Source organism: Sulfidibacter corallicola (assembly GCF_017498545.1).
In the GTDB taxonomy this organism is placed as follows: domain Bacteria; phylum Acidobacteriota; class Holophagae; order Acanthopleuribacterales; family Acanthopleuribacteraceae; genus Sulfidibacter; species Sulfidibacter corallicola.
Window position 1 is genome coordinate 1,456,014 of sequence record NZ_CP071793.1, and the last position, 23,598, is coordinate 1,479,611.

At 61.9% G+C, this 23,598-nt stretch carries 14 protein-coding genes; 1 reads left to right on the forward strand and 13 read right to left on the reverse strand.

What is annotated here, in order from left to right; all coding sequences use genetic code 11:
* The first annotated feature begins 1,051 nt into the window (after positions 1-1,051).
* Entirely contained in the window at positions 1,052-4,210 is a 3,159-nt protein-coding gene (locus tag J3U87_RS04260; protein WP_237381791.1) for a M4 family metallopeptidase, read from the forward strand.
* A 15-nt stretch (positions 4,211-4,225) separates the two neighbouring features.
* Here the strand turns inward: J3U87_RS04260 and J3U87_RS04265 are convergent, their stop codons facing one another.
* The 13 genes from J3U87_RS04265 to J3U87_RS04325 form a co-directional block, all read right to left on the reverse strand.
* Positions 4,226-5,470, reverse strand: coding sequence for a beta-ketoacyl synthase N-terminal-like domain-containing protein (locus J3U87_RS04265; RefSeq protein WP_237381792.1), 1,245 nt, complete (start codon positions 5,468-5,470; stop codon positions 4,226-4,228).
* Positions 5,471-6,167: 697 nt separating this feature from the next.
* Complete coding sequence (locus tag J3U87_RS04270) at positions 6,168-7,121, reverse strand: hypothetical protein (RefSeq protein WP_237381793.1); 954 nt, start codon at positions 7,119-7,121, stop codon at positions 6,168-6,170.
* 576 nt (positions 7,122-7,697) lie between these two features.
* Positions 7,698-9,158, reverse strand: a complete 1,461-nt coding sequence (gene der, locus J3U87_RS04275; RefSeq protein ID WP_237381794.1) for a ribosome biogenesis GTPase Der — start codon at positions 9,156-9,158, stop codon at positions 7,698-7,700.
* 67 nt (positions 9,159-9,225) lie between these two features.
* Positions 9,226-10,365 (reverse strand): hypothetical protein, encoded by a 1,140-nt coding sequence (locus tag J3U87_RS04280; RefSeq protein WP_237381795.1) that lies wholly within the window; start codon positions 10,363-10,365, stop codon positions 9,226-9,228.
* A gap of 435 nt (positions 10,366-10,800) precedes the next feature.
* Entirely contained in the window at positions 10,801-11,013 is a 213-nt protein-coding gene (locus tag J3U87_RS04285) for a hypothetical protein (RefSeq protein WP_237381796.1), read from the reverse strand.
* Positions 11,014-11,317: 304 nt separating this feature from the next.
* Positions 11,318-12,175, reverse strand: a complete 858-nt coding sequence (locus J3U87_RS04290; RefSeq protein WP_237381797.1) for a UbiA-like polyprenyltransferase — start codon at positions 12,173-12,175, stop codon at positions 11,318-11,320.
* Positions 12,172-12,831, reverse strand: coding sequence for a UbiX family flavin prenyltransferase (locus tag J3U87_RS04295; protein ID WP_237381798.1), 660 nt, complete (start codon positions 12,829-12,831; stop codon positions 12,172-12,174). Before J3U87_RS04295 ends, J3U87_RS04290 begins: the two co-directional genes overlap by 4 nt.
* A gap of 121 nt (positions 12,832-12,952) precedes the next feature.
* A complete protein-coding gene (lpdA, locus tag J3U87_RS04300; RefSeq protein WP_237381799.1) occupies positions 12,953-14,353 on the reverse strand; it encodes a dihydrolipoyl dehydrogenase in 1,401 nt (466 codons plus the stop codon).
* Positions 14,354-14,567: 214 nt separating this feature from the next.
* Positions 14,568-15,365 carry a hypothetical protein gene (locus tag J3U87_RS04305; protein ID WP_237381800.1) on the reverse strand — a complete coding sequence of 266 codons (798 nt, stop codon included), beginning with the start codon at positions 15,363-15,365 and terminating at the stop codon, positions 14,568-14,570.
* Positions 15,366-17,154: 1,789 nt separating this feature from the next.
* Positions 17,155-18,573: a sensor histidine kinase gene (locus tag J3U87_RS04310; RefSeq protein ID WP_237381801.1), complete on the reverse strand. Its 1,419-nt coding sequence runs from the start codon at positions 18,571-18,573 to the stop codon at positions 17,155-17,157.
* Entirely contained in the window at positions 18,548-19,240 is a 693-nt protein-coding gene (locus J3U87_RS04315) for a response regulator transcription factor (protein ID WP_237381802.1), read from the reverse strand. The genes J3U87_RS04310 and J3U87_RS04315 overlap by 26 nt, the downstream gene beginning before the upstream one ends.
* 113 nt (positions 19,241-19,353) lie before the next feature.
* Positions 19,354-21,669, reverse strand: coding sequence for a TonB-dependent receptor (locus tag J3U87_RS04320; RefSeq protein WP_237381803.1), 2,316 nt, complete (start codon positions 21,667-21,669; stop codon positions 19,354-19,356).
* Between the two features lie 110 nt (positions 21,670-21,779).
* The gene (locus J3U87_RS04325; protein ID WP_420038280.1) at positions 21,780-23,036 is read right to left on the reverse strand and encodes a sulfite oxidase; all 1,257 of its coding nucleotides are present in this window, start codon (positions 23,034-23,036) and stop codon (positions 21,780-21,782) included.
* Between the last annotated feature and the right edge of the window lie 562 nt (positions 23,037-23,598).

Genomic DNA, 23,598 nt, shown 5'->3' on the forward strand with positions numbered 1-23,598 from the left:
CCACGCCAACGTAGTGGAGCAAGCGAAAAAAATACAAACAAGCGCGCGCATCGAGCGGACCAAAGGTCTACCTCCCCCCCAAATTACCGAAGCGCAAATAGCCTCGTACGACGAAGATATCAGGATGCCGAACGGCCTGGATCAAGGGTTGGGACTCAGTGATCGGCCTCACGTGGCTGTGCTTTTTTTGCAATTATGTCTCGGTACAGACGGCTTTGTAACGATGCTCACGTAAGATTTCTTGGGAAAATGTCTGAAATACGCCTCGAAAATGACAAAGAGACCGACGAATGCCCCGGTTTTGAATTTAATCGGGGTTGATTTTTTGCGGTTTGGTGACGGTTCTTTCATTTGGGAATGATCGGCCGGGTGTGAAAAAGAGAGGCCGCAAAGGTTGACAGCACTCGTTCTCCGATTTTAAGGTAGAGACATTCATTCTTTTCAAATGTAGCCGACTTTCTCTCGCACCGTCATGCCGAACATCTTCGCGGACAAGGGTTCCGTTCAGGCGAAGGTCTCTCCGTGCCCCAGCCTGTCTCATCCTCGTCCCCTCAACGACGCACATCTCTTCGAAAGAATCCCTTTCTCGAAATTCTTGGCGGTAACCGCAGCGCGGGCCTGGTTGCCCTCGGTGGCGGATACCTCGATTCCGGTGTTCGAGCACCGACTTCCGTAATGTGCACGCCAACGCCCACCCTGAACGGGGAAGTGCCCGGAATCGGGCATGTCGACGGGTTGGGCCGGACGACCGGTTTCTGGGGGCGGGTTTGGGCCAAGGACGGACCTTTGGAGAATTGGCTGAAACCCGATGCCCGGCGCCGGTCACTTACCTAGAGGGGGGACGGTGCGTCGTCCAGGCGATTCGTTCCAAAAAACTTCGATTCTGGATAGAGATTATTTTAGGTGGTTAGGTATGGTTTTTCGTCATGTCCATGCGGGTCTCGACCTTCGAAGAGGACCCGTCACCACGATTGCGGCCGATCTCGGATCCTTGGGGTCCCATCGATCGAGCGGGTGCGTTGGAAACCGTCGACACATCGTATGGCTCGCCATGTCGTTGCTGTTGCTCTCGGCTCCGGTCCTGGCTCAGTTGAATCACAACGGCCAGGCTTTTCAACCCGTGAACGCCCAGGGCCTGTTGCAACAGGCGCAATCCCAGGTCATTTCCCTCGATCGCGATTTGGCCCACCTGGCGCTGGCCAGCAAGACCCGGGGAACGCCGTTCCGCTTTCAGATGCACCCGGATTTCGCGACCCCCCGCTTCATGACCGGCGTCCTGAGCGAGCCCAGTGACGCCAAACCCGAGGAACTCGCGATCGCCTTCCTCGAACGCCACCGGGCCCTGTACAAGCTGGCCACCGAGGAACGGTTCGTGGTCGCCGACGTGACCCGCGACGAATTGGGGTTCAGTCACGTACGGCTCAATCTCTATCGCGGCGATCTCGAAGTGTGGCCGGCCCAGGTGATGGTGCATCTCAACCGCGCCGGCCAGGTCGAAATGGTCAACGGCAACGTCCGTTCGGCGGGCTTGTCCCACGCCAAAGCCGCGATCACCGATCGCCAGGCGGTGGCGGCGGCGATCGCAGCGGTCAATCCGCGGGTGCGGCACGAAACGGAGACCCGATTGATGATCTACGACTGGCAGGTCGCCGAGCCACGGCTGGTCTATCGAGTCGAAGTCCGGGCCAAAGGCATCAATCCACTGCACACGGAAGTCTATGTGGACGCTGCAGATGGATCGATCGTGAATCGTATCGATAACATTTGCAATTGGAATCCTCACGCGGTCGACAAAGAGCCTGCCCACATTCTCGATCATCCTCCCGTCGCACCGGGCGACCTGCTCGGCTCGCCTGAAAACGAAGCGGAAGCGCGCAAACGCGCCGCCGTCAACTGCACCGTGTTCCCGACGTTGGCCGGCGATCAGACCGCCACCGTCAGCGGTTACAACTCGAACGGCGAGATCCTGCTGATCAACACTTCCAAGGCCATGTTCCCCGGTAACCTGGATACCAATACCCTCGCCGGCACCATCTACGTTCTGGAATCGAACCACACCAACCAGCCGATCGGGGTTTCCAAGGATCCCAACGGCGACATGGTTTTCAACGACGCCACCGAGACCCATGCGGCCGGTGCCGTCGCCTACCTGATGAGCAAGACCTACGATTGGCTGCAGAGCACCTTCAACCGCAACAGCTACGACGGCAACGGTTCGGCCATGCGCATCTTCGTCAATTTCCGGCAGGATCCCAACCAGGGATTCGACAACGCCTATTGGAACAATCGCGAGCTGGTTTTCGGGGACGGCGGCCAGATCACCCGCAACTGGGCCTTCGCGCTGGATTTCGCCACGCACGAAATTTGTCACGCGATTACCTCCTCCTCCGCGAACCTGATCTACCAATTCCAGTCCGGCGCACTGAACGAATCGTTCTCCGACATGTACGCCACCACCCATGACGACGCCAACTGGCTGATCGGCGAGGCGATCACCATCCAGGAAGTGTTCGGTGCGCCCGCCCTGCGGTCCATGTCCGATCCCAGTCAGGGCCTGGCTCAGGGCAGCAACGGCTGGCAGCCGAGCCATATGAACCAGTTCCAGAACCTCCAGGCCAACTTCGACAACGGCGGGGTCCACATCAACAGCGGCATCATCAACCAGGCCTACTACCAGATCGCCCAGGCCATCGGCCGCGACAAGGCGATTCAGATCATGCACCGCGCCTTGACCAATTACCTGACCCGCAACAGCGAGTTCGTGGATGCCCGGGCGGCGGCCGAGCGTGCCGCCGGCGACCTCTACGGGGACGCCGAGCGGAACACCGTCAGCACCGCGTTCGGCAACGTGGGCATCGGTACGGGCGGCAGCGACACGGGCGGGCAGGCGACCGCGACGACGCTCTACTATCCGTTTACCGCGCCCTTCGAGCGCTATGGCCTGAATTACAACAACACCTTCACCATTACCAACGTCACCGGCCAGACCGTCAGCGGAACCGTGACCTGGTACGCCGCCAACGGCACCGCCACGGCCAGTACCCAATTCAGCCTGAATCCGCACGCCTCGACGTTCGGGTTCTCCGAGGCCGGTGATCACTGGATCAAGGTCGAGGCCGACAACCAGATCGTGGGCAGTTACATGCACATGACCAGCGACGGCAGCAGTTGGTCGCTGATTCCCGCCACGCGCTTCATCGCCAACGGCATGTTCATTCCCCACGTCGCCACGGGCGCCAATTTCTGGACCGTCGGCGCCGTCGCCAACGTGGTCGACACGCCCTCCAACGTGCTGTACCTGGACAACCTGGATCAGCCCTGGACCGTCGCGGTCAATACGATCAACAACGGGCTCGCCTTCGACTTCGAACAGGATCTCTACGGGACCTTCCCCGACGTCAGCCAGGTGGGCGGGCTCTGGGGCTTTTTCGTCAATTTCGATCTCACCGCCGAGAAGGTGCTCGAACACAACATGACGGGCGCCGAGATCTTCGGTCGCAAGGATGCGGCCCAATCGGCGGGACTGATCATGGACGCCACCAGTGGACGCAACCTGTTGTTCACTCACGTGGCGGCGGATACTTCCACCTTCTGGACCGGATACTCGATCGTCAACCTCACGGGTGAAAGCAGCGCGGTCAACTTCCTCTCGTTCAACGACCAGGGCCAGACGCTGGCCAATCAGGTGGTGAACATCGGGCCCTTCGGCAAGTTGTTGGCGGTGACGGGTGACTCGCTGGTGCCCACCGGCACCTCGTGGTTCATGGTGTTGGGTCTGTCCGAGTCCACCTCGCTGGCCGGAATGGAGTTGTTCGGCACCCTGGACAACCGCAGCTTGGCGGGCTTCCAGGCCACGCCCAATACCAGCAAAAAATTCTACTTCCCGTTCGTGATCAGCGGCAGTGTCAGCCAGCCGACGGCTTTCGCCAACCTGCCCGCCATGTTCACGGGCATCTCGGTCATCAATCCCAACTCGGCGCCGGCCAACATCACGATCCGGGTCTACAACCACGAGGGCGGCACCGCGGCGGGCACGGCCACGCTGCAGCCGGGCAACAAATTGCTGGGCCTCCTGCAGACGCTGCTGAATGTCACCAACTTCTACGGCTACGTGGAAGTGGAATCCGATCTGCCGGTGGCCGGCTTTTCCCTTTCCGGCTACCTGAACGGACAGGAGCTGGCGGCCAACCCGATGGTCTCTTTCGAGTGATTTCGGGCGCGGGCGTCAGCGGGCGCCCGCCTCGGCGTGCCGCATGACCAGCGCGGTGTTGATACCGCCGAAACCCATGCTCAGGCTCAGGGCGTGCCTCATGTCGTGGGGTCGCGCCCCGTCCCTGACCCAGGCGAGATCCGGACGGATCGGATCTTCCAGGTTGCGACACGGGTGGAGCCGACCGGCATCCATCTGTACCAGGGTGGCGATGACTTCCACGGCACCCGCGGCCGTCAGGCCGTGACCGGTGACCGACTTGGTGGTGTTCAGGGGGGCATGACCGAGTCCGGCGGTGGTGAGGGCCGCGAGTTCGGTTTCGTCGCCGATGGTGGAACCGGTGCCGTGGGGGTTGACGTAATCGATGTCCGACGGTGCGAGGCGTGCGCCTTCGAGTGCTTGCCGAATCACCCTGAGTTCGCCGTCGAAGGAAGGGTCCGGATTGCGGTTGGCGTCCATGGTGACGGCCCAGCCCGCCAGGTGGGCATGGGGTCGGACACCGCGGGCTTCGGCCGATGCGGCGCGTTCGATCACGACGACGCCACAGGCCTCGCCGTAGATGAAGCCGTCGCGCAGGCGGTCGAACGGGCGGCAGGCACGGTCGGGATCGTTTGCGAACCGCTCGGATCCCATGGCGCCCAGTGCCCGAAACCCGGCGCACTCGAAGTAGGAACAATCCATCAAGGCACCGACCGCGATGCAGGCGTCCACCAGCCCCGAGGCGACCGCCTCGGCGGCCCGGATGATCGCCAGTTGGCCACTGGCGGAGGCCCCGCCGACCGTTTGGGCGAAGCCCCGAATGCCGAATTGCTGGGTGCAGAGGCCGCAGATGTCGCTGTCGAGGAAATTGAGGGCGTAGGTGGGACGGAGAAAGGCGAGGCGATCGGCGTAGGCCGTCTGAGTGAGCACCAGCTCCCGTTGTTGGACGTTCGAACCGCCGATCACCAGGCCGATGCGATCGGGCCCGATCTCGTCCAAGCGGGCGTCGCGCCAGGCTTCGCGAAGCGTGATCAGCGCGGTTTTGCCGGATAGGGTGGCGGTGCGCCAAAGCTTGCGCGAGAGGTCGTCGGGCATGTCGAAATCCGGAAGTTCCGCACCGATGAAGCGGGTTTCGCCACGTTGCCGGCCGTCGCGGGCCATGATCCCGAAGGCGTGGTCGCCGCGCAGCAGCGCGGCCGTGAAGGCCGGGATACCCATACCCACGGCCGTGCTGATGCCGATGCCGGTGACGACGGGCCGGTCCTGCCTGGTGGAATTCATCGAATGCACCATCCTTTGCAGCATATGGAAAAGGGGAGAACGGCGCACACTTTAGCACGGGCACGGCGTTCGCGAACATGCGAAGCACGCGATTTTCACCGACTTTGGCGGGCCGGGCGAGACTCGGGGATGAGCTCTCTTGAGACAAATTCGCCTGGAGTTCCCGAATGCCGAGAGATTCGTGGTGCCCGGTAGGTTCAGCCGCCGGCTGAACTTGTCGAAGCGATCCGCGCATCGCAGGTTCGAGACTTGAAAGAGAGAAGCACAGCCCATTGCGGGAGCATTGGAGCATTCGGCTTCGGAATGTGCGACCAGCGGTCGCACCTACCTGGCACGACGACCCTCTCTGACAGCCGGGAACAGCATGCTGGCTCGCTTCACGTTGTTTCTTTTTAGAAATTGAGCCGGGTATGCCCGCTGGTGCGTGGCTCTCTTGAAACAAATTCGCCTGGAGTTCCCGAATGCCGAGAGATTCGTGGTGCCCGGTAGGTTCAGCCGCCGGCTGAACTTGTCGAAGCGATCCGCGCATCGCAAGATCGAGTGGTAAAAGAGCGAAGCGGATAAGTTGGGCCTCAAAATCTCTCGATGATCGATGTTGAACCTACCTAGGTCGCTTCGATTGGTTTCTGACCTGAAACCCAGTGGCCGGTGTACCGGACCATCGACATTCCGACCGGCCCCCGGCCTGGGTGGCGACTCAGTGATCCAGGCAACGCTGCCAGAGGGGGTCGTCCTTGCTGCGCAGGAAGCCGAACGACTCGGCCTGGCGCATGTAGTTGCAGGCCTCATCCACCTGGTTCATGGCCATCAGGATGCGGGCGTGCACCAGCAGGTCGTTGGGATTGTGGCGCTGGGTCAGCAGGGCGGCGCTGGCCGTGAGCGCCCCGCTGTAGAAATCCTTTTGAAAGAAGCGGTCGCGCCACAACATGAGATCCTGGGGATCTTCGAGTTGTTCGGACGGATTGCCGAACAGGTCGACGAACTCGTTGAGCAGGGCGTAGCCGGCGCGGTCGTGCAGGGTCAGGCGTTCCATGATGCGGCGCGCGACCTCGGTGTCGTCGGCGAAGTAGGTGGAGGCCCAAAGCCGGTAGAAATCGAAGGGTTCGACGCGGGCGGTGGCCAGGCCGATTTCGTCGGCCAGCAGGTAGGGCAACGCCTCCCAGCCGGATTGCATGCCCACGATGCCGTGCTCCAGGACACGGCCCTCCTGAACGTCCAACAGGGTCCAGATCAGGCGTTGGTCATCGACCTGACTGGTGAGCAGGTGATCGGCGCCCAATTCGCGGCTGGTCTTGATCTTGGTGGCCAGGGTCACCGGCTGGACCAGGGACATGCCATACTCGTTCATTTTGCGGCGCATGGCGGTGAAGGGGACCAGATTCCCGCCGGAGACCAGGCCGTCCTGGAGGGCGAGGATCGCGGCGAGGCCTTCCCAGCGTTCGGCCTGGACCGCGGCCATATCGGGAGGCCAGACCGCGAAGTGAATCAACCCCGCCTGGGCGGCGCCATGGGGTTGGGCCGGCAGGTCCTCGTTGGGCAGCCCGGCCGATTGCGGGTCCCCGGCCGCGAACGCCAAGCTGCAAGCCAAGCACAAAATGAAGAAACCCAGGCGTTTCGCGAGCTCGAAGGGCCGTCCATTGTCCAGAGCCATGTGCATGTCCTCCGTCCCCTGGGCTCGATCGGGAACCGTTCGGCCGCCGCGGTCTGGGGTGGGGCACCGTTCGAGGGGGTTCCGAATCCGGGGTATACCGGTAAAACGATTAGCTTCCCATGGTCCCACATCTTGGACGCGGCTTCCAATCTTTCGTGAGACGCGGGTGCCGCGACAACACGGTTCGGCGGCAGCCCCGGAGGCGAAAGAGGGGGGGGTGCCCGGTAGAGACAACAGGGAAGGTAAGCCAGCCCGGTGTCCAACACGCTCTCAAATCGGAGTGAGCTGTGGAGCCGGGAGCGAAGCGTGATCGTGCCGCAATTGCCGTCTCTCTCGAGTTGCGGGCACTGCGGCGATCGTGACTTCGATGAGAAGTGAGGGGCGGGGATCACCGCTTCGCTCTTTTGCCGTTCGCTGGACTGAACCGCCGTCGCTTCGACGTGTCGGGCCAGCGGCCTTACCGGCCCTGCCCAACCTACTGCGACGACGCCCCTCTCGAAATTGCAGGGACTTCGGAAATCATCGCTTCGAGGTACCGCGAAGCCCATCGCGTAGAAGCGGGAACGCCGTCGACGATCAGTCTTCGCGCTCCTTTGCCGATCGGGGCTTGGCGATCAACCGAATGGGTACACCTTCCAGTTCGAAGGCGTCGCGGATGCGGTTGATCAGAAAACGCTCCTGGGTGAAGTGCAACTCTTCCTTGGTGTTGACGACCGCCACGAACGTCGGCGGGCTGCTTTCCACCTGGGTCATGTAGAAAATCTTCAGGTGGCGACCCTTGGCCCGCGGGACGCGGTACTTGGTCTTGACGTCCTCCACGAAGCGGTTCAGGACGCCCGTCGTCACGCGGCGCGAGGCACGCTCGTGGAGCTCCGTAGCCAGGTCCAGAATCCGCGTCACGCGTTGGCCCGTCAGCGCCGAAATGAACACGAACGGACTCGTTTCCAGGAACTTGAGCCGCCGCCGAATGCGCTCTTCGAAACGTTTGACCGTGTTGGTTTCCTTGTCTTCCACCAGGTCCCACTTGTTGACCACCACGATCACCGGCTTGAAGGCCTTGTTCGCGATGCCCGCGATCGCCGCGTCCTGGGCAGCCTCCGGTGCCGACGCATCGATCAGCAGCGCGATGACGTCCGCATCCTCCACCTGGCGTTTGGCCATCAGCACCGACAAACTCTCCTGGCTGCCCTGAATGCGGCCCCGCTTGCGAATACCCGCCGTGTCCACCAGGCAGAAGGTCTTTTTCTTGTAGTTGAGGTAGCTGTCGATGGGGTCGCGCGTGGTGCCCGCGATGTCGCTCACCATCACCCGTTCCTCGTTGAGCATCTTGTTGACCAGCGAACTCTTGCCGGCGTTGGGGCGGCCGATGATGGCCAGGCGGACCGGCCGTTCCTCCGCCGATTGGCGCGGTTTGCGCCATTTGCCCTCGAGGTGGCGATCGATCGCTTCCAGCAGGTTGTCGATACCCTCGCCGTGAGCCGCGGTGCCGGTCAGCATCTCGTTGAAACCGAAACGGAAGAAATCGGTGTCGATGTCCTCCGGCGCACGGCCCTCCATCTTGTTGACGAACAGGATGATCGGCTTGCTGACCATGCGCAGCGCCTGGCCGATTTCGGTGTCGGCCGCGCTGAGGCCCGCCCTGCCGTCGACCAGGAACACGATCACCTCGGCTTCTTCGATCGCCTGGTGCGTCTGATTCTTGATCATCTCCGCGATCAGGTCCGAGCGTTCTTCGATGCCGCCCGTGTCCACCAACCGGAAACTTCCGTTGTCCCGCGTAATGGTCCCGTAGAGCCGGTCGCGCGTCATGCCCGGGGTCGGGTCGATGATCGCGCGCCGCGAGCGGGTCAACCGGTTGAACAGGGTACTCTTGCCCACGTTGGGCTGACCGATGACCGCCACGACCGGCAATTCCCGATCCTCGATCCCGCTCAGCGATGTCTTGAAATAGTTTCTACGCGCCCCTTTGGCGCCGGACGGCCCGGACTGGCCGCTCTGCTTCGGTCTCTGGGGACCGCTTTTTTGTTCCTCTGTCATCATCCATTCCATACGGGTCCGTGTGACCCGATCCTGCCGCGCCGCTCGTCGACGCGGCCCGGCGGTCTCAGTTTCCTTGGTCTTGGGACGTTTCGTTTGCGGTGTCACCGCTTTCCGCTTCGGCCGGCACGGCGGGTGCCGAGGTTTCTTCTCCCTCGAGCGGCTGCGCCGGAGCTTCGTCGGTTTCCGTGTCGATCGTATACTCCTGCTCGAGGAGACGATCCAGATCCGTCACGCGGTAGCTCACGCGGTAGCCCGATTCGATCACCATGACCTGTGCTTCGAGGGTGGGGCCAAAGCGCTCCTTGAAATCGGCGCCCCACTGCTGCAACATGCTTTCTACCTGTTCCGATGGGGTGCAGTCTACAAAAATATTGCCCGAAAGCGCTTCCTGGGTCTCGACGCGCAAGTCCACGGCGACCCGCGTAATGACCGTGTCATAGATGTGGAAGCCCTGTTCGTCGGTGAAGGCGTTCTCGTCGGTGTTGCGCTGCCAGATGAGGAGATCCGGTTGGATCGCGTTTCCTATCAGATACATATAAAAAGGATGATCCTGGTTCAGACCGTCCAGGGGATTGTCCATGGCCGAGATTTCTTCGCGTTTGATCTGGTTGGTCAGCATGCGGCCCATGTACTCGCTGGTCTTGCTGAAATAAATGATGCTGTTTTGCAGGCCGATGAAGAAGGCGTTGTCCGGATTGTGGTCGTCGGCGAGGCGCAGGAATTCGCGACCCTGGTACTCTTCGACGAGGCCCTCGCCGCGCATGCTCATCTTGGCCACGCCGAACATGATGCGAACCAAGTTGTTGTAGTTGGAAATGCCGATGGCGACACCAAATTCTTCGCGCGAGGTCATGGCCGTGAATTCCAGGGACATCGGCAGCATCTTCTCGACGTCGCTCCGGGCCTTCTCGTCGTTCCAATCCTGAATCGGGAGCCACGGCAGGGCTTCCGCCATGGCCTGGTTCTGCTGGGTGTTGTGCTTGCGAATCTGCTCGACCAAAAAGTCCACCAACACCTTGTCCTCGGAGCTGATGGTCATCTGCCCGTACATCTCGGATTCGGGAAAGTAGATCGTGTCGTTGACTTCGAATTCGCCTTTTTTGGTCAGCCACCAGGTCGTGGTGCCGATGAACAGAAGGCACATGACGAAGGTGCCCAGGCACCCGAAAAGACAGCAGGACCACTTGTTGCGTATTTTTTTCATGGTAATTTCTCCATCCGTTTCCCGTTACACCGGTTAATCAATGCCAATCCAAAAAATGCGGGTCATTCGAAACGAGTCCTCCGGATCGCTGCCGTGGACCGTGTGGATCGTATCGGCCGTTGCATCCCAGGGGTTCACTTCACGACGCGAAGGCCTTTGCCTGCCCCGTGGCCGCACCAGGAAATCCGAACCCGTGCGCGTCCGGAAGGAAACCCTTCCTGGCGTGACGTCGCCGAAAAAACGGAACGGAGGCGCCGGCGCCCTGAATCGAGGGACGCTCGCCAACCGTCGGGATCCAATCCGGCCAGGACACCCGGGCGTCCCAAACCCATGTCAAAGCCCTGAAGGCCAATGGCTTGGTGCGATCCGTGGCCAAGCATGACGCAAATCGGGTCAAAGCGCAATAGACGAACGACCGCACTTCCGGTCGGCTCATCACGGCCCCACGAAGCCGGATATGTTCGCGGCCTCGTTCCGTTTGTCTTCGTCGCGATCCTTGGCCAGATCGGCCACCGCTTCCAATGGTTGCGCTGCATCCAATAGATCCGCGGTATCTCCGGTCATCTCGCCACAGGTTTCCGCCGCGGCCTTCACCAACTCGACCGCAGCCTCCGCAACCCCGGCGACGACCTCCACGATGTCTTCCATGAGCCCTCTCCTTCGCGACCCGCGATATGAACGAAGTTTGTCTTGTCAGGTGGGGCGCAGGCTAGGAGAAAAGGGGCCGTAACTGCGGGGCGGCGTCCATCCGAAAGCGGTGACCTGGCAGCAACCCAAGCGCTCCGGTTTGGTGGGCACGGTATCGGTTCCCTGGCGTACGTTCTTGGCAAGGTGCTTGTTATTAAATGGTTATGGGAAAGGAGATGTCCGCTGACACAGACCCGGGTGCATGGGAGCCCGGGCCGGTTCGGAGGATCTCTTTTAAAAATCGCCGTTTCCGGATGGGTACGGATCAGGCGTTGAACACGATGGCGGCCGAGGTGGTCAGGCCCCAGACCAGGGACACGATGCCGTTCAGGGTGAAAAAGGCGAGGTCGACCCTATCCAGGTTGCCGCCGCGCACCAGGGAATGCTCGTAGATCAGGCAGCCCGCCACGATCGCCAGGCCCAGGGTGTACAACCAGCCCAGCTCCAGGTACTGACCCAAATAGACGAGGATCGCGAACATGCCAAGGTGCAGCAGGCGGGCCAGCCACAGCGAGCGCAGGACGCCGAGCCGTACGGGTATGCTGTTGAGCTTTTCGTCCTTGTCGAAATCGAGGTCCTGGCAGGCGTAGATGATGTCGAAGCCGGCGGTCCAACCGGTCACGGCCACGCCCAGCAGCAGCGGCAACCAGTGAATCTCGCCGCGCACTGCGACCCAGGCGCCAAAGGGGGCCAGTCCCAGCGCGACACCCAGCCAGACGTGACAGAAGGAAGTGAATCTTTTGGTGAAGCTGTAGCCAAGCAGCCAACAGAGCACCAGCGGCGAGAGGTAGAACGCCAGCGGGTTCAGGAACCAGGCGGTGGCGATGAACCCTGCCGAGCAGGCCAGGGTGAAACCGAGTGCGTAACCGCGGGTGAGCCTGCCGGCGGGAATCGAGCGAATCGCGGTACGCGGATTGCGCGCGTCGATTTCCGCGTCCAACCAGCGGTTGAAGGCCATCGCCGCCGAACGGGCGAAGACCATCGCCAGCACGATCAGACCCAACACCCGCGCCGGCGGAAAGCCGTCGGCGGCCATGAAGGCCGCGGCCAGTGCGAACGGCAGCGCGAAGATGCTGTGCTCGATCTTGATCATTTTCATCGTTTCGACAAAGGCACCGGTCATGTGGATTCCTCTCTGCGGAGTTGGTTTTTGATGGCGCCGGGTTGCGGATTCCAGCGGAAGATCGTTTCGTCGGCGAGCTGCAGGTGATCGATGATGCGGTCGACTACGGTGTCGACGAGGTCGGTCACCGTTTCGGGCTGTTGGTAGAAGCCCGGACTGGCCGGCATGATGACGGCGCCGGCCTCGCGCAGGGTCACCATCGCGCGCAAGTTGATCAGCGAGAGCGGCGTTTCGCGGGGGACCAGGATCAGGCGTCGCGATTCCTTGAGCTGGACGGCCGCGGCGCGGTGGACCAGGTTCTCGGCCAGGCCGACGGAGATCGCCGAGAGGGTGCTCATGCTGCAGGGGACCACCACCAGCGCTTCGAGACCGAAGGAACCCGAGGCGATCGAAGCGCCGATGTTCTTGAGGGGATGGACGATACAGCCCCGGGTCTCGACTTCCGACCACTTCATGCCCAGTTCGTCGTGCAGGACCCGTTTGCCGCCCTCGGAGGCCACCAGGTGCAATTCCACGTCGTCGCGGCCGCGCAGGCGCTCCAGGCAGCGAAGGAAATAGGGCGCCCCGCTGGCGCCCGTCAAGGCCAGGGCGATTTTGCGACGCGGCGGCGTCGGGCGGGGAGTGGAAGCGCGGGGGGGTTGTTCTGATTGCGTCATATTTCGCTTTCGGCTCCGTACCTTTTCCCGATCGACTCGATGATGGCACGAAGCGGCGCGGAACCCACGCGCGAGCCGCGGCCCGAAAGCCTGCGGTGTGGCGCGCGGGAACGCGCCGGAATCAGTTAAGTACGTGGATGGCTTGGCCTTTCGCTTTTTTGGCCGCTTCCATCAACGATTCGGTCAGCGTGGGGTGTGGGTGAATGGTGAGGCTCAAGTCGTCCAGGAAAGCGCCCATTTCGATGCCGAGCGTGGCTTCGCCGATCAGATCACCGGCGTTGTGGCCTACGATGACCACTCCCAGGATTTCCTCCGACTTCTTGTCCGCAATGATCTTGACGAAGCCTTCGGTATCGGCGCTCGCCTTGGCCTTACCGAGTGCCGCGAACGGGAATTGGCCGATCGTGAGCTCGTGGCCGGCGGCGCGTGCCTCGTCCTCGCTCATGCCCACCGTGGCCACTTCCGGATCGGTGAAGACCACCGCCGGACAGGTCTTGGCCGAGTCCTCGGCGTGATGGCCGGCGATCACCTCGGCCGCGACCTCACCCTGGTAGGAGGCGTGGTGGGCCAGCATCGGTTGGCCGGCCAGGTCGCCGATCGCGTAGATGTTGGGGACATTGGTGCGCATTTGTTTGTCCACGTCCACGAAGCCGTGGTCGTTGACCGAAACGCTGGCGTTCTCCAGGCCCAGGTTGCGCGAATTCGGGCGACGGCCCACCGTGACGCACAGGTACTCGGTTTCGATCTCGACGTCCTTGCCCTTGTGCTCGACCGTGATCGCCAAACCGTTTTCGGTCTCGCGGTAGGATTTGGCCTTGGCACCGGTCATCACCTTGAACTTGTCTTTCTTCAGCTTGCGGGTCATGGCCTTGACCACGTCCTTGTCGAAGCCCGGCAGAACGGTGTCCATCATTTCCACGACGACGACCTCGGTGCCCAGCTTGCGGTAGACGAAACCCAGCTCCAGGCCGATGTATCCGCCGCCGATCAGCACCATGTGTTTGGGAACCTCGGTCAGGTCCAGCGCGCCGGTGGAGTCGATGATGCGGCCGCCGACCGGGAAGGTGGGAATGTGGATCGGCGAAGAGCCGGTGGCCAGGATCAGGTTCTCGAAATGAACCTTGGTTTCCGTACCGTCCGCGGCCAGGACGTTCAGGGTGTTGGTGCCCAGCAGGGTGCCGGCGCCTTCCAGCACCTTGGCGCCGTTTTTGGTGACCAGGATCTTGATCCCGCCGGTAAGCTGTTTGACGACGCCGTTTTTCCATTCCTGGGTCTTGGCCCAATCGATTTGGCGGTTTTCCGCGGTGACGCCGAAGACCGACATCTTGTCGATCGACTCGTAGGATTTGGAGACATGGATCAAGGCTTTGGAGGGAATGCAGCCCACGTTCAGGCACACGCCGCCGTAGTATTCCTTTTCCACCAAAAGCGTATCGACGCCCAGTTGAGCGAGGCGAATCGCGGCGACATAACCGCCCGGGCCGGCGCCGAGAACCACCGTGTTGACCTTCATTTCATTCATGCACTGTTCCTCCGCATTAGCTGGGCCTGGCTCGCGGAATCGCCTGGGCGCGAACGGGGAAAAAAGCAGGTGTTCACGCGATTTCCGAAACGGGGTCAAAGGCATACCGTGGTGGTTGCCGACAGGCGAAAGCGATCGGTCGCGACCGGCCGACCGCCATTCTAGCGCAATTACCGCGGCTTGGGGATGCCAATGCGGCATCGAGGGCGTGCCCTCATTCGAAGCGTTGGTTGTAGGGGTTTTCCGGGTGGGTCGTCTCGATTTTGATGAATCCGTGTTCGGTGCGCATGTGGCACTGGTTACAGCTTTTAATCATGTCCACGAACACCGACTCGGCGCGCTCCCAGTTTTGGGATTGCACGTCTTCGCGCAGCGTGCCCAGGTGCGGTTCGGTCATCGTGGACGTCCATTCGGCGATGGGGTAGCCCTCGTGTTCGCCCACCGAGCGACGGATCCGAGCCAATTCACGGGACATCGCTTTCAGGTAGTAGTCCGCCAGTCGCTGATTCCGGTTGTGCAGCGACAGTTCCAGCTTGTGGCTGTGGGTTTGGAGGGCGGCCATGGCCGTGCTCAATACTTCTTGGGCGTTGGGAACGGTGTGGGCCACGCGGCGGCGAACCGTCACCTTTCCGGATTCGGTATCGGAGGTGTCCAGATCTTCGAACGTGGTGTAGACGCCCGCGAAGCGATGGGCGGGCGTGGGTGCATAGGCAAGGGACGTTTGTTTGTCATTGATCAATAGGAGGTTCAGGCAAATCGAGATCGCGAGGACGACCCAGATTCCGATCCATTTGACATTCATGTACTCAGCCTCGCTGACTAGGGTGGCGACAGCCCGTTGACGCTGCTCGGGGCTTCGGGAAACGGTGGCACGCCTGGCCTGGCGGCAGGGGCGACCGTTGCCGAGCCCATGTGACCGGTTGTCAACCTCGTTCGCGGTCGTGGCGTACGCGCGCCGCTTGGTGTGCGCATCGCGGGCGCCGCCGTGCCGCGCGGAGGATGCTACGGTCATGGTAGGTCGGAAATGTTGAGATGCAGTTTTGTGTCCGTGAATGAATCAAAAAAACCGACGAAGGGTTCACGCAAGGTGCACGGGGAACGCACGACCTTGGGCCTGCGGTGCGTGAAGGGACGGACGAAAATGCGAGCGGAGAGGGAAAGTTGACGACTCGTTTCCGTGAACGAATCGTAGAAGCCAAAGAGATTCAAGCATGGCTGCTTCGTCGCGTTCAAGATCAAACTCTGCGGGGGAAATTGAGAATTGGTGGAAAGTGACAAAAGTTTCATTGTGACGTCAGTTCCCGGCCTAGGTGTATTTTTGAGCGATACACGAGCCTGCGTGGCGCCTGCGCCGAAGCGGCTACCTCGGGAGTACCCGCATGCGGAAAGAGGCGTCTGGGCGGTAGATTGGTCACGGGCTGTATGCCCGCTGGGCCGACATTTCGGAGTGGTTCCTCTCGGAGTACCCGGATCTTCGAGAGAGTCGTCGTCGCGGTAGGTTCAGCGGCCCGCTGAACTTGTCGGAGTTACATAGTCCAAGGTACCCGTATCTTCGAGAGAGTCGTCGTCGCGGTAGGTTGGTCACGGGGGGTATGCCCGCTGGGCCGACATTTCGGAGTGGTTCCTCTCGGAGTACCCGTATCTTCGAGAGAGTCGTCGTCGCGGTAGGTTGGCCCGCTGGGCCGACACTTCGAAGCGACGACCAACCGGCCCTGCGAACGGCAAAATAGCGGAGCGCAGGTTTTCGCCCCACATCTGTCCCCGAAGCGGCGATGCCAGGAGTGCCAGTAAATCGAGAAGGGTGTCGTGCAGGAAAGACAGGGCCGGTAAGACAGAACCGCTGACCCGGTCTTACCGGCCCTGCCAGTCAAACGATTCGATGCGGCAGGGAGGCCACCATTACAAGACCCAACCCGCAGCTTTTTCGGTTGGCAATCACTTGTGACAGCATTGTTTCGAAGTACATCCGGCGGGCTTACCGTCCCTGATGTGCCTATCTGGCACGACACCTCTCTTGTCCGTCTGGGCACTCCGCAGATTCAAACTTCGGCGAGCGCCATATCGCAACCACCGCGCTTCGCTCTTAGACCGGTTTCTTCTGCGTAAGGGCGTGGCTTCGAAGTGTCGGCCGGGCCGGCCAACGTACCGCGACGACGCCTCTCTTTGTAATCGGGGAACCCCCTGAATCCGCACTTTGGCGAGCGCCTTTTCGCGGAACCGAGGACGCTCCGCTCTTTTGTGGCGATCAAGATGGACCAGGCGTGGCTTCGAAGTGTCGGCCGGGCCGGCCAACGTACCGCGACGACGCCTCTCTTTGTAATCGGGGAACCCCCTGAATCCGCACTTTGGCGAGCGCCTTTTCGCGGAACCGAGGACGCTCCGCTCTTTTGTGGCGATCAAGATGGACCAGGCGTGGCTTCGAAGTGTCGGCCGGGCCGGCCAACCTACCGCGACGACGCCTCTCTTTGTAATCGGGGAACCCCCTGAATCCGCACTTTGGCGAGCGCCTTTTCGCGGAACCGAGGACGCTCCGCTCTTTTGTGGGGATCAAGATCGACCAGGCGTGGCTTCGAAGTGTCGGCCGGGCCGGCCAACGTACCGCGACGACGCCTCTCTTTGTAATCGGGGAACCCCCTGAATCCGCACTTTGGCGAGCGCCTTTTCGCGGAACCGAGGACGCTCCGCTCTTTTGTGGGGATCAAGATCGACCAGGCGTGGCTTCGAAGTGTCGGCCGGGCCGGCCAACGTACCGCGACGACGCCTCTCTTTCCCTCCGGGGAACCCCGTGGAATCGTGCTTCGTCAGGTGGCGGGCGTAGCCTGATGCGCGTCGTCGAAGATCAGCGTGGCGCGGGTACCCTTGCCCGGTTCGCTTTCGATCTCCAGGCACCAACCGTGGCGGCCGCAGAAGTCCTCGACGATCGAGAGACCCAGGCCGAAGCCCATCTCCTTCGGTCGCGGAGCGGCCTTCTGCGCCTCGCGGTTCATGCCGCGCCCGGTGTCGATGATGTCCACTCGGCCAGGATGGATGCAGACCCGCACCATGCCGCGATCGGTGTATTGGCAGGCGTTGCGGAACAGGTTGCCGATGGCGATCGAGATCACCGGCTCGGGCGCCGCCACGGCGAAGCCCTCGATCACCTCGAGGCGTGCCTCCACCTCTTTCTCCTCCAGCAAATAGCGGTTGGCGCCCATCAAGTTTTCCACCACCGGAACCACCGCCGTCGCGTCCGTCTCGGCTTCGGCCGCCACGCGATGTTGCACCGTGCCCTCGCGCCCCAGGTAGAGGAAGGTGACGATGATGTTCTCCATGTCCAGCACCGCCCGCTCGATGCGGCGCAGTGGCGCCTGGATCGGCTGGCCCAGCTCGGCCCGGTGACGGACCAGTTCGGCCGCGCCCTTGATGACCGTGACCGGTGTGCGCAGCTCGTGGCTGGCGTCGCGAGTGAAGCGACGCTCGCGATCGATGAATTCGGCGATGCGGTTCATGGCGCGCTGTAGCGCTTGCGCCAGGGCTCCCACCTCGTCGCGATAGAAGGGCCCGGTCAGGTGTACCGGCATCGCGTCCGGATCGGTGCGGCCCACCTGGTCGGCCAGGTTGACGATCGGTGCCAGCACCCTTCTGGCCAAGAGGAAACCCGCCCATCCGTTCAGCAACACCACGAGCACGAGGCCCACCAGCAGGATTTCCGTCAAGTAGGATTTGTCCAGCGGTTCGATCTCGCCGACGAAGTGGTAGAGGTAGAGCAGGGACCCGTTCTCCAGGGGATGGATCTTGATGTGCATGTCGGGCGTGAACAACTCGTGTTCACCGGGCCCGCGATCACCGGCCCATTCGTCGAAGGGGGCCGGCAGGTCGGCGGTAGTTTCGCCCTTGGCCGGGTCGACCAAAAACCCGCGCAACAGCCGCGTGTTCGGCAAGGTCGCGCTCGGGTTGGTCGCCATCTCTTTTTCGAAGTGCTCCGCTTCCAGTCGAAGCAAGTTGATCGCGACCTGATCTTCCATGTCGTGTAGATAGATGCCCACCACGCCGGCATAAACCAGACCGAGGATCAGGCCCGCCACCAGGAAACTGGTCGTGACGCGGAAGCGCAGGCTGTGGCGGAGTGCGGAGGGCGCGCGAGGATCGTCCGTCGCCGCCTCCGGCTCTGGCGGTTCGGATGGGACGGGATCGGCGGGGTCGATGGCGGCGGGTTCAGAAACTTCGGGGATGGGACTCATGGGATGACACCAGGCGGTAACCCACGCCACGCAGGGTTTGCAGCAGGTGGCTGGGAAAGGGTTTGTCCACGACTTGTCGCAGGTGGTAGATGTGGGAGCGCAGCGCATCGGAACCCGGCGGCTGGTCCTGCCAGATCTGCCAGGTCAGTTCGTCTCGGGTGACCACGTTGGGACTGGCCTCCATCAAACAGCGCAGGATGCGAATGCCGACCTTGTTCAGTTCCAGCGGGTGTCCCGCGCGGGTGACCTCGAAGGTGCCCAGATTGAGTTCCAGATCGGCCACGCGCAGGACCTGGCCCGAGCTGCCTCGATTGCGTTGGCCGAGGGCCCGCACCCGAACGAACAGCTCCTTGAGTGCAAAGGGTTTGACCAGGTAATCGTCCGTGCCCGCGTCGAAACCGGCGACCTTGTCGGGCAGGGTGTCGCGTGCGGTCAGCATGAGGATCGGCGTGTTGTCGCCGCGTTCCCGCAGGTGGCTGCAGAGGGTCAGGCCATCCATGCCGGGAAGCATCAGGTCGAGCACGATGACGTCGAAATGTTGGGTCAGGGCGAGGTGCATGCCGCAGATGCCGTCGGGCGCGTGATCGGGACTGTACCCGGAGGCCTCCAGAAAATCCATGATGTTGGCGGCAATGTCCAAATTGTCTTCGACCACCAAGATGCGCATCGCATGCCTTCCCGTGTTTGGCGTATTGTAGCAGGCGGAAGAGGCCGCGGGCACCCGATCCCGCGGCCATGGACGAGGCGATCTCTGCCGGCCGGTGGGCCTCGTCGCTGTACTCAGAAGGTCCATGTGAGGCCGAAAGTCGGCAGAACCGGCAGCCATTCCTCGGTTTCGTAGGTGGCCACGGGGTTCCCGGTCCCGTCGTCGACGATCTGCCAATCCTGGTAACCGCGCACGTTCTTGCGGTTGTAGAGGTTGCTCACGTCCAGAAACAGCTCGAAACTGCGGCGGTTGGCGGTCTGTACCCGTCGGTTGATGCGCAGATCCAGGCGGTGATAGGCAGGGAAGGTGTCGCTGAAGAAGTCGCCCGGCACCAGTTCGAAGCCGCCCTCGCCGTCCGACGCCAACGTGACCGGCGTGGTGCGCCAGCCGGTGTGGTAGATCCAGGCCGCGTTGAAGTTCCACTTGGGGCCGGGGCGGTAGTTGGCGCTCAGGTTGAGGGTGTGCTCCTGATCCCATTGGCGGGAGATGGTCTCGTCGCCCAGGCGATCTTCGGCCTTGGACCAGGCGTAGTTGAGGAACCAACTGAAACGCTCGCCGGAGTTTTGTTTGAGAACCAGTTCCACACCGGTGACCTCGCCGCTATCGACCGGAAGGGCGACCCGGTCGGCGCTGAGCCCCGGATACTGGACCATGGACCGCGTCAGGTTTTCGAAGCGAATTCGCGGATCTTCCAGGTCTTTGTAGTAGCCCTCCAGGCGGAAATCGAGGCCGTTGCGAAATCGGTGATCGAAACCCAGCAGGTATTGCGTCGTTTTCTCCGGCAGGCTGAACTCGCGCACGCCGTCGGCGACTTGCAGCTCGTGCGCCCGTTCGGGCTGGTGATAGGTGCCGTAGGCGAAACGGACGGAGGTGGAGGGGTCGATTTTCCAATACATGTTGAGGCGCGGGCTGACCTGGCTGTCGCGCAACAGGGTTTGGCGATCGTAGCGCACCCCCAATTCTCCGTACCATTTCTCCGACAGCTTGAACCGGTTGGTCAGATAGGCCGCGTATTCCTTGCCCTCCGGTTCCAGGTAGGTATCCACGAACGACGAACCGTCGTTGCCGATGGGGACGTCGACTTCGGTGATCCCCTGGTAGTCGTACTCGGCTTTGACGTCGGCCGCTTCCACGCCCCAACGCAGGAAGTTGCCGGCGTTCAGCGAGAACTCCCAATTCTGCCGCACGCCGGTCCGCCGCAGCGAGCGATTGTCGAAGAAGTCGTAGTCCTCGGCGCCGCCGAAACTGGAAGCGAGGCGGTCCTGGTCGATGCGGGTGTGGTACAGCACCGTTTCCGAGGAGAGCCGGTCGGTCCAGGCCGAGTTCAAACGCGACCAGAAATAGAAATCGTCGTAACTGCTGTCGGCATTCTCGATTTCACCGTCTTCGTTCTCCTTGGACAGGAAGCTGTCGTTGGCCAACAGGTAGTTGATCGACCAGTTGTGGCGCGAGCCGAGCACGTAGGTCAACTTGCCGTAGGAGTCGTAGTAGGTGATGTCGCTTTCCTCTTCTTCCTCCTCGTCCTCGGTGAACCCCAGCAGGATGTCCAGATAACCGCGCCGGCCCGAGAAGTAGTAGGTGCCCAGGCCGCCGGAAAAGGTGCCCTCGGTGCGAAAACTGACGTTGCCGAAACTGACGCTGGCCGAGGTGCGGCGTTCGGTGGGATCGACCGAGCGCATTTCCATCACGCCGCTCATGGCGTTGCCGTATTTGGCCGAGTAGCCGCCGGTGGCCAGGGTGAGGCCGCCCAGCGCTTCGGGATCCAGAATGCTGAACACGCCGGTGTAGTCCTTGAGGTGGAAGGGGTTGATCAGTTCCATGCCGTCGAGGCTCACCTGGACTTCGCGATACTCGCCGCCGCGCACGTTGAAGGAGGCGGAAAAGTCGGTGCTGCTGGTTCCCGGCAGGGCACCCAGCGCGCGATAGACGTCGTCGCCGAAGTGGGGCGTGTTGCGAATGGTCTCGCGATCGAGATAGGTGTTGCTGACGGCCGGCTCCGAGAGCAGGGAAAAAGTACTCGGGGCGACCACCACGTCGCGCAACGTGAGTGGCTGCGGTTGGAGCTGGAGGGTGAGTTCGGTGGTTTGGTCGGTGTTGATGGTGATGTCTCGTTTGAGGGTGGAGAAGCCCGAGACCGAGACTTTCAGGCGGTAATCGCCCACGGGGATCTGGGTCAGTTGGAAGCGTTCGTCCACGGTGACGGTTCGCTCGAAGAGTCGGTTCTTCAGTTCGATGGTGACTTGGGAGAGGGGTTGGTTGGTGCTGGAATCCGTGATGGTCCCGCGAAGGTTACCGGAGTCGGCCGCGATCAACCAGATCGACAGGATGGGGAGCAGGAAAAGCAGAAGCGTTTTCGAAAGGATGCTGAGATGAGCACCGATGGGGTGCATGAGTTCCTCCTTCTTCGCCGAGTGATGGACTCATTTGTCGTGAATCATAGAAAGGCGAAGCTGAAGGCTGCGTCGTTTGCGCGTGAAATCCGCGTGAAATCGGTGCGCCGCTACCCGATGCGCACGCCGATTCGGTGGCAGGCGTTGTTCAGGTAACCCTTGGGATTCCAGCCTGGTACCACCATCGGCTGGGCATGGCCGGCGTCGTCGGTGGCGCGGGCCCAAATCTCGTAGTAGCCGCGCTGGGGAAACTGGAGCTGGACTTCCCAGTGTTGCCAAGCGTGGCGATTGACCGGCTCGCTGATCCGAATCTGGCGCCAGGTCTGCCCGAAATCGATCGAGATCGCCATGCGGTCCACCTTGCCGGAGCCGGTCCAGGCGTGGCCGCGCACCGTCAACGGCTTGTCGAAGGGATGCAGCGTGGCCGTTCGCGGTGCGGTGATCAGCGATTTGACGGGCATTTCCTCGATGATGCACATATCGGATTCGGGAACCGTTTCGCCGGGCGCGATGGGATGACAGGGCAGGCGATAGGCGGTGCCGCCCATTTTGGCGCCATCGTGGACGCGATCGCGGATCACGATCTTTTTCAGCCATTTACCGGATGTGGAGCCTGGCCAGCCGCCGAACACCAGGCGCAACGGATAGCCGTTGTGAAGCGGCAGATCCTCTCCGTTGAGCGACCAAGCGATCAGCGACTCGGGACGCATGGCCTTGGCGATGGGCACGCCACGCGAAATCGTGTCCTTGCCAGGTTTTCCGCTCAGGTGGGTGTCGGCGCCGTAGTATCCCACGTAGACCGCCTTCTCCGAGACCCCGCACGCTTTCAGGACATCGGCCAACCGCACGCCGGTCCATCGAGGGCAGCCCACCGCGCCCAAGGTCCATTGGTTGCCCGAGGCAGGTGGGTGGAATTCGGCGCGGCCATTGCCGCCGCACTCCAGGACCAACTGATAGGTCACCGTCTCGAATTTGCGAGCCAATTGGCCGAGGGTGAAGGATTGCGGATTGGTACAGGCCTCGCCCTCGATGCGCAGCTTCCAGGTGCGGCGGTCCGGGTCGACCGGCGGGTGGCCGTTGTTGCGTACGAACAGCCGCTTGGCCGGGGTGACGTCGTCGTCGAGCAGGTGCGGCGGCGTTTCCGCATTGAGGGGGCGGTCGTTGAGGACGATCAGGCCGGGATCTTTTCCTTCGATGCGGAAGGGTTTCGTTTCGTTCACGAGCGTGGCGGGAATCAGGCCGGCGGGCATGAGGTCGGCGAAGACCGGCGTCGCGCCCAGGACGGCGCTCATCTTCGCCAGCCCGGTCAGGAAGCCACGGCGACTCAGCGGGTGGCATCGACGACCGAAAACCAGGTCATCCGCCATTTCGGGATCCTGGCCATAGAGTTCATGCAGACCGAGCTTGCGTTTGTTCACCGTCGTACCTCCGGGGAGCGTGAATCGCTGGATCGGGCGGGGATGTCGTGGGAAAAAGTGTCCCTATTCTAGCCTGACCTGGCGGAGTTCCGTGGATAAGAACAATTTCTACCACGGAGTGCGCGGAGTTCACGGAGAGTGGCGGGTGATCCTTCCTTCGAGACCCGCACTCATAGGGAGCATTTGGGAGAGGTTTGGAGAGAAAGTGAGAAACCGAAAGCCGATGTCCCTCGAGCTTTCGAGATCTCTTTGTTTGGATCGCGTTTTCCAGATAGCCAATGCTTCTTCCGTCGGCTCGTCATCATCCACGCCAGGAAATCGACTCCATTTGCCACACCAAACTGCCGCGTGCCAGGCGATGCCGTAGTTTTAACTACCGGAAAACCTCATTCCGGTGACAAGGCGCTCTCCCGGGATGGGAACCCGTGACGCGCAAAAAACCCCCGCGATCTCCGTGTCCTCTCTGGAAACAAAGTGGTGCATTCAACCTGAGCTGGGTCTTGCCGTCGTC

Bases quoted from the DNA above. Each gene is read 5' to 3' on its own strand.
- J3U87_RS04320 (WP_237381803.1), bottom strand. From the start codon at position 21,669: ATGCACCCCATCGGTGCTCATCTCAGCATCCTTTCGAAAACGCTTCTG.
- lpdA (WP_237381799.1), bottom strand. From the start codon at position 14,353: ATGAATGAAATGAAGGTCAACACGGTGGTTCTCGGCGCCGGCCCGGGC.
- J3U87_RS04280 (WP_237381795.1), bottom strand. From the start codon at position 10,365: ATGAAAAAAATACGCAACAAGTGGTCCTGCTGTCTTTTCGGGTGCCTG.
- J3U87_RS04295 (WP_237381798.1), bottom strand. From the start codon at position 12,831: ATGACGCAATCAGAACAACCCCCCCGCGCTTCCACTCCCCGCCCGACG.
- J3U87_RS04265 (WP_237381792.1), bottom strand. From the start codon at position 5,470: ATGAATTCCACCAGGCAGGACCGGCCCGTCGTCACCGGCATCGGCATC.
- J3U87_RS04270 (WP_237381793.1), bottom strand. From the start codon at position 7,121: ATGGCTCTGGACAATGGACGGCCCTTCGAGCTCGCGAAACGCCTGGGT.
- J3U87_RS04305 (WP_237381800.1), bottom strand. From the start codon at position 15,365: ATGACCGTAGCATCCTCCGCGCGGCACGGCGGCGCCCGCGATGCGCAC.
- J3U87_RS04325 (WP_420038280.1), bottom strand. From the start codon at position 23,036: ATGGCGGATGACCTGGTTTTCGGTCGTCGATGCCACCCGCTGAGTCGC.
- J3U87_RS04315 (WP_237381802.1), bottom strand. From the start codon at position 19,240: ATGCGCATCTTGGTGGTCGAAGACAATTTGGACATTGCCGCCAACATC.
- J3U87_RS04310 (WP_237381801.1), bottom strand. From the start codon at position 18,573: ATGAGTCCCATCCCCGAAGTTTCTGAACCCGCCGCCATCGACCCCGCC.
- J3U87_RS04290 (WP_237381797.1), bottom strand. From the start codon at position 12,175: ATGACCGGTGCCTTTGTCGAAACGATGAAAATGATCAAGATCGAGCAC.
- der (WP_237381794.1), bottom strand. From the start codon at position 9,158: ATGACAGAGGAACAAAAAAGCGGTCCCCAGAGACCGAAGCAGAGCGGC.
- J3U87_RS04285 (WP_237381796.1), bottom strand. From the start codon at position 11,013: ATGGAAGACATCGTGGAGGTCGTCGCCGGGGTTGCGGAGGCTGCGGTC.
- J3U87_RS04260 (WP_237381791.1), top strand. From the start codon at position 1,052: ATGTCGTTGCTGTTGCTCTCGGCTCCGGTCCTGGCTCAGTTGAATCAC.